The sequence below is a fragment of the Coleofasciculus sp. FACHB-712 genome, assembly GCF_014695635.1.
Taxonomy (GTDB): domain Bacteria; phylum Cyanobacteriota; class Cyanobacteriia; order Cyanobacteriales; family FACHB-T130; genus FACHB-T130.
This window is the reverse complement of sequence record NZ_JACJOQ010000634.1, coordinates 1-9,812: the sequence shown is the minus strand read 5'-3', so window position 1 is coordinate 9,812 and position 9,812 is coordinate 1. Positions and strand designations below refer to the sequence as shown.

At 44.5% G+C, this 9,812-nt stretch carries 10 protein-coding genes and 1 pseudogene; 6 read left to right on the top strand and 5 right to left on the bottom strand.

Annotated elements, in window-relative coordinates:
- The 4 genes from H6F50_RS23795 to H6F50_RS23780 all read left to right on the top strand — a co-directional run.
- Positions 1-617 (top strand): hypothetical protein (locus H6F50_RS23795; RefSeq protein WP_190430593.1); only part of this gene is annotated, 617 nt, incomplete at its 5' end.
- 214 nt (positions 618-831) lie between these two features.
- Positions 832-1,914 (top strand): UV DNA damage repair endonuclease UvsE, encoded by a 1,083-nt coding sequence (gene uvsE, locus H6F50_RS23790; protein WP_242029191.1) that lies wholly within the window; start codon positions 832-834, stop codon positions 1,912-1,914.
- A gap of 480 nt (positions 1,915-2,394) precedes the next feature.
- A complete protein-coding gene (locus H6F50_RS23785; RefSeq protein WP_190430592.1) occupies positions 2,395-3,942 on the top strand; it encodes an alpha/beta hydrolase in 1,548 nt (515 codons plus the stop codon).
- A 282-nt stretch (positions 3,943-4,224) separates the two neighbouring features.
- Positions 4,225-4,674: a hypothetical protein gene (locus H6F50_RS23780; RefSeq protein WP_190430591.1), complete on the top strand. Its 450-nt coding sequence runs from the start codon at positions 4,225-4,227 to the stop codon at positions 4,672-4,674.
- 73 nt (positions 4,675-4,747) lie between these two features.
- Here H6F50_RS23780 and H6F50_RS23775 read toward each other — a convergent pair whose 3' ends face one another.
- From H6F50_RS23775 to H6F50_RS23760, 4 genes are all read right to left on the bottom strand, one after another.
- Positions 4,748-5,098, bottom strand: coding sequence for a hypothetical protein (locus H6F50_RS23775; protein ID WP_190410708.1), 351 nt, complete (start codon positions 5,096-5,098; stop codon positions 4,748-4,750).
- Positions 5,099-5,376: 278 nt separating this feature from the next.
- Positions 5,377-5,802: a thioesterase family protein gene (locus H6F50_RS23770; protein WP_190410709.1), complete on the bottom strand. Its 426-nt coding sequence runs from the start codon at positions 5,800-5,802 to the stop codon at positions 5,377-5,379.
- Between the two features lie 80 nt (positions 5,803-5,882).
- The gene (locus tag H6F50_RS23765; RefSeq protein ID WP_190430590.1) at positions 5,883-6,953 is read right to left on the bottom strand and encodes a CHAD domain-containing protein; all 1,071 of its coding nucleotides are present in this window, start codon (positions 6,951-6,953) and stop codon (positions 5,883-5,885) included.
- Between the two features lie 106 nt (positions 6,954-7,059).
- Positions 7,060-7,773 (bottom strand): hypothetical protein, encoded by a 714-nt coding sequence (locus tag H6F50_RS23760; RefSeq protein ID WP_190430589.1) that lies wholly within the window; start codon positions 7,771-7,773, stop codon positions 7,060-7,062.
- A gap of 454 nt (positions 7,774-8,227) precedes the next feature.
- Between H6F50_RS23760 and H6F50_RS23755 the strand changes: the two genes are divergently transcribed.
- The gene (locus H6F50_RS23755) at positions 8,228-8,530 is read left to right on the top strand and encodes a DUF6464 family protein (RefSeq protein ID WP_190430588.1); all 303 of its coding nucleotides are present in this window, start codon (positions 8,228-8,230) and stop codon (positions 8,528-8,530) included.
- A gap of 118 nt (positions 8,531-8,648) precedes the next feature.
- Here the strand turns inward: H6F50_RS23755 and H6F50_RS23750 are convergent, their stop codons facing one another.
- Positions 8,649-9,212 carry an NUDIX hydrolase gene (locus tag H6F50_RS23750; RefSeq protein ID WP_190430587.1) on the bottom strand — a complete coding sequence of 188 codons (564 nt, stop codon included), beginning with the start codon at positions 9,210-9,212 and terminating at the stop codon, positions 8,649-8,651.
- A 43-nt stretch (positions 9,213-9,255) separates the two neighbouring features.
- On the opposite strand from H6F50_RS23750, the pseudogene H6F50_RS23745 reads away from it, so the two are divergent.
- Positions 9,256-9,812 (top strand): annotated as a pseudogene (locus H6F50_RS23745) (dipeptide epimerase); the annotation flags it as partial.

Genomic DNA, 9,812 nt, shown 5'->3' with positions numbered 1-9,812 from the left:
TTTCAATTTTGGCGATTATTGGCAGTGGCTTCAGTGCCTATCAAGTTTTTGAACTGCGGGAGGAACTCAACGCGATCGCTAATTTAAAAAGCGGTTCGACGCCTATCGGAGAGACAACATCTAGCCCGACACCAGATGCAGACAGCACTCCCACTGTCAGCCCCACTGTCAGCCCCACTAGCGCCGCCTCTCCAGTGCCTACTCCGACTATCGCCACCAACACCAACGCCAGAATTCAACCAGGGCAATTTGTACAACAGGCTTTTAACAGCAAGGCACAAGTAGAATTACTCTCGGTAAGGCGCGTTGCCGATCCAGAAACGGGATCTCGGAATGTCGTAAATATGCAGTTTCGGATTCGACGGGTTGCAAGTCCGACCGATCCAGATATAGATGTTTTAAACCCATCTGCAATAACTGCCCGCAATCCGAATACAAACGAGACTTACAAGGCGGTTTCTCCTAAACGTGCGACTCCTTCAGTGGATTTTGGCAGCATTGGACAAGGTGCCTCAGCCGATGCCTATGTTTGGCTACAAGTTCCGCAGGGAATCAATACGTTAGACATTTATATTCCCAATACCCAGCCATTTAAAGGCGTGCCGGTTTCTAATTAATTTAGCGAGTGTAAATGCAAAGTTCGGATAACATGGCTCGTTAAACAGCGAGATTGTAGAGACGCGATGAATTGCGTCTCTACACAGCGAAAATTCTCGTGTTTTTTTACGAACAAAACTGGATTGAGTCCTATTGAATTTGTCAGATATTTTTTTAACAAACCGCTTTGGCGAGCTAAATTTTTGAAACCAAACGAAGACTAAGGATAAAACAATGATGATAAGCAATCTGCCTAACCGGACAAACGCGCATTCCACTTCTACAAAATCACCACCCGAATTAGGATTGGTGTGCATCACAACGTCTGACAAAGTGCGTTACCGCGCCCTCACTCGCAAACGACTATTGCAACTAGAAACAGCGGAACAGCAGCAAGTTCTGCGGGAGCTGTATACCGACAATTTGCAACGCCTAAATAATGCGCTGGATTTCTGCGTAGAAAATAATCTCCGGCTTTATCGACTTCCCTCAGGGATATTTCCTTTTGCCGATACTGATTTGGGTGAGGCGATGCTAGAGGAATTTACGGAACAGGTGCGAGCAACAGGCGATCGCGCAACGGTTCTTGGTATCCGATTAGTCGTACACCCGGATCAGTTTGTTGTCCTCAGTTCAGATACACCCTCTGTGATTGAGAACAGTATCAAGATTTTGCAAATGCACGCCCGGAATATGGATTTATTGGGGCAACCGCGATCGCCTTGGGCGATGATGGAGATACATGGTGGTAAGGGCGATCGCGCTGAGAGACTGATCCAAGTCATCCGCGATTTACCCGATGAAATTCGCTCAAGATTAGCCCTAGAAAACGACGAATACGCCTATAGTGCGGCAGAAATTCTCGCCGTTTGCCGCGAAGCTGGCGTGCCAATGGTCTTTGACGCCCATCACCACGTTATTCACGAAAAGCTGGACAGCTACGAACACCCCAGCATCGCCCAGATGAAGGCAGCAGCACGGACGACTTGGCCCGTGCCAGAATGGCAGCTAGTTCATATCTCTAACGGGCGGGAATCCTTTGGCGATCCGCATCATAGCGATTTTATCACCGTGATGCCCAGTGCCTACTGCAACGTTCCCTGGATTGAGATAGAAGCGAAACTGAAGGAAGAAGCGATCGCGAAACTGCGAGAAGAATGGTCGCCTGTCTTTGGCACCGCACCCCCACCCAAACCGCTAGAAGAGAAGCCACAGGACAAGGTTACTAAACCGAAAACTCAGCAAAAAAAACGGACTTCTAAGAAAGCTGAACAACCCAAGGACAAAGTTTTGAGTTCAAACTTGGACGGTGAGTAATAATCTCTTTGTGAACCTTAACGTTTTCCTTGGCGTACCTTTGCGTTGAATATTGCAACTTAATTTGGTAATCCTAAACAGGTAATGATGTGTTCTAGTAATGCACAAAATACCAAATTGCCCAGAAGTGTTGAGCTATCTTTCAACACTTCTGCCAGTTCTTAAGAAAATTTGTCCCGTCACTCATCTCTATAATTATCGCAACAGACATAGAAAAAAGATTATGGAACACGCCAAATAAGGATTTTAGCCAGGTTCAATCAAGTTGAACCATCAAGTTGAAATAGATGCCTTACAAACCGTCATTTAGCTGACATAATTTTAGAACTTATAATTATAGGATTGACTCAAAAATTACAATCAAGTTTATTAATATTAGAGTATTTTGTTGCTTGTTTTATGATATGGAAATCGCAGCGGTACCGATAATCAAGGGCATCTGATACCACTTGACACGCACTACCAGAGGCAAAGGCTGATATGGGATTTGAGAGAACGCATTCATTACAAAAGCAGAAGTCTTACATACCACAGCCGACGATTCAGTTGAGAAGTCGCCCGTTTGCGGCTCCGATACAGATGAAGCCGAAGGAGCAACAGACACCAGAAGAATTAGCGAATCAAGCTTTTAATCGGAACAAGTTTGAAGCTTTTGGACTCCAGCTCAAGGAAGAGCGTGGCACCATCACCCCGATCGAGCAGGAACAGTTAGGTCTGTTGCAAGCGAAAATGAATGATTTCTGGGAGCAGAACCAGGAAAGGGCATCGCGAAGCGGATTTGACTTTTCTAAGGTTGCGGTTACTTCGCCTGGGGAACAAGTTGCCCCACAAATCCAGCCTATGGGTCGGCTGGGGACACCTGGAGTGCAACTGGGGGGAAAGCGATCGCCCTTGAACTCTTCGCAACAGTTGTCAGAACCACCAATACAGGCAAAGTTGACCATTGGGGAGCCAGGAGATAAGTATGAGCAGGAAGCGGATCGTGTTGCGACTCAAGTAATCAATCGCTTAAACTCTCCAACAACCTTGCAACCTTCACTGGGAAAAACTGTACAGCAAAATAGGGGAGCTATTCAGCGCCAGTTACAACCACAGCCTAAAGGAAAGTTAGTTACTCATGTGAATCATAGCCCTACACTCCAGCGTGCGAAAACAGTAGCAAATGATGTAGCTGGTGTAGCCCGGAATGAGCTTTTTGGGGACGAGACCGCTCGTCGTAATACCTTGGGTGGGGGATTAATAAATCCTAACGCTATCGCTACGCAAGCGGTTTCGATTCAAAGCACCAATGGAAATACTCTTACAGGAAAACTCTACAGACCTGTTGGTGGTGGAGCAAACACAACAGTTCTGACTTTATCGGGAAGTGGGAGTTCAGCAGAGGACTATATGACAAAGATTGCTCGTGAGTATGTTCCTGCTGGGGCACAAGTTTTAGCTATAAACTATCGAGGGTTTGGAGACAGTTACAAGACCGTCAATGGACCCGGTGGCGGCGGGGGCGATCCAAGCGAAGCCGGACTCTATGAAGATGCCGAAGCTATGTATGACTATGTGAGAAATACATTGAATGTCCCATCAACTGACATCATTGTTCATGGCTATTCGTTAGGTAGTCCAGTAGCTGCTACTTTAGTCAAGCGAGTTATGAAGAGTCGGGGCGAAAACGTGAAAGCTTTGATTTTAGACCGGGCAATGCCAAGCACCTACAAAGCAGCAAAAGCGAAGGGTAGCAATGAAGTAGAGGCACGTATTGGTCAAGCTTTAGCAGGCGACATGGATACGAAAGCAAAACTTAAAAAGATATTGAGTTTGGCGGGAGGAGCCAATTTACCTATACTTTTTACAAGCGGTGGAGCAGCAGACGTATTATCTGCTGAAGATCAGGCACTTGCAGCTTGGGCAGGGCAAAATAACAAGTTTGGCAACAATGTGACCTCTGTTGTAGATCCGAATGCTGGTCACGAAGATCATCGGCTAATTATGAATGTACTAATTCCTGCATTACAAGGGCGAGGGTTAATCTAAAGGTCGATGTCAAACAAAAATTTCATATATTGAGAGAAATTTCTAATAAAAAACGTGGTACAAAAGAAAGAATTTCTGCAATTTTTCTAACGGAATCTAATGTGGAAATCCTCTTTTTAGGTTCAATAACGCAATTGATAGTTATCTAAATCCCTATACGTCAGCAACTGTCCATTAAGCATTCCTATCCAGCAGGACTCAAGGAGGGCTGAACTTGTCCTGTTTATTGCATCTCATGAGTGATACTCACGGCTAACCTCTAAAACATCAATCAACACTGCCATGCTCAACCTGTTCCCCAAATTTTCAGTGGCGATCGCTATTGTCGCTCTTGGTTCTGCTGCGATCGCAACCAGTCAAGCCCAAGCGTCTATCGTTACCTATGACTTCACGGTTAATGTGACTCAAGGGTCATTAGCCGGACAATCATATAGTGGAACGCTTAGCTACGATGATTCAACCTTAAAAGGCACTGGAGTTGAAAAATTGGGCGTTGCTCAGGGCTTAAGAGTTTGCATGAATTATTTCGGACGCAATTACTCAGAAACGAGCGATCGCGACTATCCAAAATTTCCAACGCTTGTGTTTAAAAACGGCGATATCAACCATCTAGACTTTTGGATACAGCCGCAAAAGCGTGTTGTCTGGTGGAACTTACCTGGATGGGAAGTCAATTTATCAAAGAGACAAGCTGGTGCTGACGTTCCAAATTGCGCTAAGTCTAATCCCTAATTATTACGCCATTTGTCATGAGTCATTAATCCGTAGCAAGGGCTAATGACTCACGAATCAATTACCCAAATAGCTATTTGCTATCGCCTTGACCTGTTACTTTCTCAACCAGTTCTTTGGCTCCTTCAACTAAGCCATTCTCTGCCTGTGGCCCTTTGTTTGCTTTTACACTTTCGTTGTAAATCTCATCCTGCTTATCTGGATTCCGAGCTTGTTCTGCGGCTTCTTCGTAAGCTTCTTCTCGAAAACTAGCGTCTTCAGTAGGGTCTGAAGTACGGTTAATATTTGCACTTGAGCTTGTCGCTGCATAAGCAGGCTGATTTGCAAAAATGAATAAATTGGAGAGGCTAAGCAAACTCACCGTAACCAGAATCAAAATACTGTTGCGAAATGCTTGCCCTAATGCTGAAAAAATGCGCTGCATTATTTAATTCTCCTTGTTGTTGTATTTCGTAGAATCTGGCAATACGCGAGAATCGCTGACCATCAAGGCCATTTATAGAACCAGTGGTCAATTGATTAGACCAGAGAGATTCTACGGGTATGGCGATCGCACACCCTTCTGCCGCAAGATATATTCAAGGAGTCAAAATAATTAAAGATTGTTACAAGTCATAGGTCATGGGTCAGTAACAAAGAATGCATGACCCATAACAATGGACTGGTGACTAATGACTTAATTAGCCTTAGGCAAGGGATTTTTTATTCGGATACCGCAGACTCAAACAATTGCCCAAAGGCATCTAGGATCTGCTTAGGGATGGCTCGCGGACGCATTGCGGCAAGATCCACCCACACCCACAACGCCTCTGCTGTCACTAATAGCGGAGCTTCTTCCTGTTTGCGGATTTCATAGCGACGGATGGCACGGGTTCCTTGAATTAGGTGTAGCCAGGTGGTAATTTCTAAGCGATCGCCTGCAACAGCAGAACGCAAATAGTCTATCTCGATCCGCCGCATTACAAAGCCGCCGCCGAGTTCCTGGTAGACTTTCTGGTTAAAGCCGAGATGTTCATCGTGTTCGACTGCTGCATGTTCTAGGTAATGCTGATAGACTGCGTTGTTAACGTGCCCCAAGGAGTCCATCTCGTGGTATCGCACGCGCAGTCGGCTTATGAACTTTTGCATCCGTTAATCAGAATATTTTTTCCAACTTTCAGGCTAGCCCATCGTTTTACAGAATAAAAGCTCCTTTTGCATCCCTAAAGCTATGTGCCAAAACCGATACCGCTAGTCCCATCTTTTAAGCCACTTTGTTGATTCTTGTGTTCGTTCGTGTGTTCATTTTTCGGTTCATTGTCAATATCACTTTCATCGCGCGGCTGCAACAATGCCAGGTGAAAGGCTTGTCGTGTTTGGGAATTTAAGTAACGCTCTTGTAGGGGTTGCCACTCTTGCCACGCTTCGTAAACAGTTTGATCTAGCTGTTCAGTCAGTGTTGGCAGTTGGTGTTTGAGTTTGGAGTGCAAGACCTCACTCAGCACATCTACTAAAACAACGCAGTCTTGAATTTTCCCCAGAGTTTCTTGAACTGACTTTACGTCTTGCAGATAACCTGCATAAGCAGGGCCATAGAAGTCAGAAAATAGTTCCATTTGGTAGCGCACGCGCTTGGCTTCTTTCCGCAAGCTGTGGAGAACTTCTCCCTCATCTGCTAAAAGTCGCGATACAGCTGATTGTTTTAGTTCTTTACCTTCAATCTGTCCAGCTTTAAATTCAATTCCTAGCAACCAACCTGGATGGAGCAATAACTGACTTATCTCTGGCAACAGTAAATCTGGCAGAACCGGCTCTACCGGCATCTGAGCAATTTCTTGATAAGTCGGATGCTTCAACCACCCTTGCAACGATTGCTTGAGTTTGTTGTATTGCTGATGCTCCAGGGTATCCCGGACTTGTTCTAGCGCGTGCTGGCGTTGTTTATCCAGAGCATTCATCGCCTCTTTTAAAGATTTCTGTTCTTTAGAGGGTAAATTCGGATGGTAACGATTTTTTAGGGCGTCCTGAAGCACGTCTAAATCCCGCAAACCGCCAAGACGATGACCAATTTTGCCAATCTTGTTTTCTTGGGCTGACTTGGGAAGATCCAGCGCGGGTGCAAAACCTTTTACCGCCGAACGTAGACGACGAATTCCCACGCGCATCTGGTGTAACGCTTCTGGATCTTTGTCTTTGATAACATCAGATTCGTGCTTAATCGTTTTTTGAAAGTGTTTTTCAATCGCTAGGTATGCCCAGTCTCCTAAAGTCTTGGCTTTTTCTTGGGTATGCTTTTTCATGACAATATTGGCTCTAAACGCGATGGATTGGATTAGTTAATAGCAGGACAGGGTCGAGTTGAACGGTTAAAGTACCACATTTCCACCCAGGTTTTGGTATTGGAGTCTATTGCATCCAAGGAGTATTTGTGATATGACCCGGATAGGAAACCCACAAGTCGTATCGGGTTACGGCTTCGCCAGTTTGTAGGTTTTTGAGGAACGGCTTGCCAGTCCAGATTTGGCAGCTACAGAGGTTTTTGACTTCCTGAATCTCAAAAAATTCAGCTTCGGCGGGTTGCAGTCGAAAAAACTCAATATGCCAATGAGCGGGTTCAACGGCAACATGAGTAGTAGAGGAAGTCTTTTCAGTTAGCTGGGAATTTCGGTTATCAAGCTGAATGGCGCTGGGGAGAAAATCGATATCCAGCACATAAGATTCAAACCCATGCTGTCGGGCAAATTCTATGATTTGCTGCCAATCATAGATGGGTTTTTGCTCTCCCTGCTGGGGAGTATCGTCTCCAAAGCAGTAACCGCCAAACAGCCAAACCAGTTTTGACAGGATCGATTCTACACGGAGGCGATCGCTTCTTAAAAGTTCTATATCTTCCGGTAGCAAGATGCGCCCTGGAACACACCACCAGTATTCCCAGAAAGTATTCGCATCTAAAGAAACTATCCGCTTGACGACTCCCGGAATGCGATCGCGTTGTTGGATGTGACGAATTTTTTCCTTAGATGCGCTTTGTCCCGAAATCGGCAAATCTCGATTTGCTGCTAGGGGATGTTCGGGCGCGGTCGTCATTTCTTGGGGGAAAAAGGAGTCGAGGTTCAGCACGGATATTCTCTCACTACACCTAATGCAGTGTTCCATTCTAGATCCTAGAATAGACTCTTGGATCTAGAGATTTGTATACCTTTGGTTGAATAAGTTTAAGCTTCATTGGCTCTCTTTCGAGATAGAGGGAAATCACGCTAACCTTAAAAATAGAATGGTTAGTGTAGCGGTACGCTCCTTGCAGACTGAAGACTAAAGAATAGACGTTAATAACTTCCATCAATTAGGAATGTGGCGTTTCAGACCACTCAACCTAGAGAATGTCTGGAAAGTTATAATCGAGATGCTTAAACGGCAAAGCGAATTTAGCCTTAACTTGAACAATAGAGAAACCCATTATTCGCAAAGTTTCAATGGGTAGTGCATAAGCTAAACTGACTTTACAAATACTTACGGCTACCTACTTATATGAATCGGGTAGAATTGTATAAGGATAAGATGAAGGGATAAGCGTGTGTTAGAAATTCTCCTCATTTTTGTTGTTAGTCTAATACCAGGGCTGCTTTCAGTGTGGCACGTTCGCAGGATAGAAGCACGAAACATGGCGGGTTTGCAAGCAGCGATGCGGAGGATAGAAGCTCGGCAAATGCAAAGAATGCAAATGCCTTCAGATCAACATTACATTGAAGGCGTGGGTTATTTAATTGGGGATATTACTTGTCAGTTTAATGCTCATTCGGCTTACATCCGTTGTGCAGTAAATCCCTTTGGGCCTTGCCAAGAATGTTCTCATTATCAATCTAGAGAATACAATTAAGTTAAATCAATAAAAACATGAATCTGTCTGAGCTGGGAATGGACACTAGAAAAATATTAGTAAAATTTAGCTAAATTACCCTTATCAGCTTTTAGAAATTTAGATTATTTGTATCAACTTACTGAGCAGCTCGACAAGATAAAAAATTCAACCCTAAGAAAATAGCAGCAATTGTTCCAGAAACGCAAATTTTCCCCTGAGCAATTGTTTCTATAACTTCTGAAACAGGAATCAAGACAACTTCAATATCTTCGGTAACATCTAGCCTTTGTTGACTAGCTAAATGAACATTTTCAGCTAAAAATAAATGGATATTATTTGTATCTTTTGGTGGATTGTCATATAAAATTGTCAATTTAATGAGTTGCTCGGCAACATATCCCGTTTCTTCTTCTAATTCTCTAGCGGCTGCTACAACACTATCTTCTTCCTCTGGATGAAAAGCACCCGCAGGAAGTTCTAATAAAATTTCTCCGACGGCATGACGATATTGACGAACAAAAACAATTTCTTTTTGCTGAGTGATTGGTAAAATAACAGCAATATCAGGTCGAATATTTACAAAAAAGTCATCGACAATTTGCCCGTTGGGTAATTCGACTTCATCTTGCCTAACTTTACACCATTGATTATTTATCACCATTTTAGAATTTAAAATTTTCCACTTGCTAAGGTTTTTCATAAACTAATCCAAAGTAGATTCAAAAATCATAAAGCATACAACAATGCAGATTAGCGTAGAAACCTTTACAGTAAACAAGCGATTTCCTTTAACCATCAGTCGCGGGACGACAGCGCAAACCATGAATGTGTGGGTACGCGCGATCGCAGACGGCATTGAAGGCTGGGGGGAAGCTTCGCCTTTTTCCATTGGAGTCGGACAACCGCCGCAAACTACGGAGATTCTCTTGGAGGCATTGCAAGGCATCGCGCCGCTGTTAGAGGCATATAGCCCTTGGGAAAAGCAGAAAATTGAGGAGGTGTTGCAAGCAGCGCAAATCCCTTCTGCGGCGTGGGCGGCAATTGATATGGCGTTGCACGATTGGCAGGGAAAGCGGCTGGGTTTACCGCTGTGGCGTTTGTGGGGATTGGATCGAGATCGGATTGTTCCCACCTCTGTGACGATTGGAATTAATTCCCCATCTGGTGCTTTACAGCGATTGCGCGACTGGCGGCAGGTGACAGGGGCAAATGTTTTGAAGGTGAAATTGGGTAGTTCCGAAGGAATTGAAGCGGATCAAGCGATGCTGATGGCAATTCGGGAGACAGCACCGGATGCTCA

Excerpts from the sequence above, each read along its gene's own strand:
- uvsE (WP_242029191.1), top strand. The coding sequence starts at position 832 with ATGATGATAAGCAATCTGCCTAACCGGACAAACGCGCATTCCACTTCT.
- H6F50_RS23785 (WP_190430592.1), top strand. The coding sequence starts at position 2,395 with ATGGGATTTGAGAGAACGCATTCATTACAAAAGCAGAAGTCTTACATA.
- H6F50_RS23780 (WP_190430591.1), top strand. The coding sequence starts at position 4,225 with ATGCTCAACCTGTTCCCCAAATTTTCAGTGGCGATCGCTATTGTCGCT.
- H6F50_RS23775 (WP_190410708.1), bottom strand. The coding sequence starts at position 5,098 with ATGCAGCGCATTTTTTCAGCATTAGGGCAAGCATTTCGCAACAGTATT.
- H6F50_RS23770 (WP_190410709.1), bottom strand. The coding sequence starts at position 5,802 with ATGCAAAAGTTCATAAGCCGACTGCGCGTGCGATACCACGAGATGGAC.
- H6F50_RS23765 (WP_190430590.1), bottom strand. The coding sequence starts at position 6,953 with ATGAAAAAGCATACCCAAGAAAAAGCCAAGACTTTAGGAGACTGGGCA.
- H6F50_RS23750 (WP_190430587.1), bottom strand. The coding sequence starts at position 9,212 with ATGAAAAACCTTAGCAAGTGGAAAATTTTAAATTCTAAAATGGTGATA.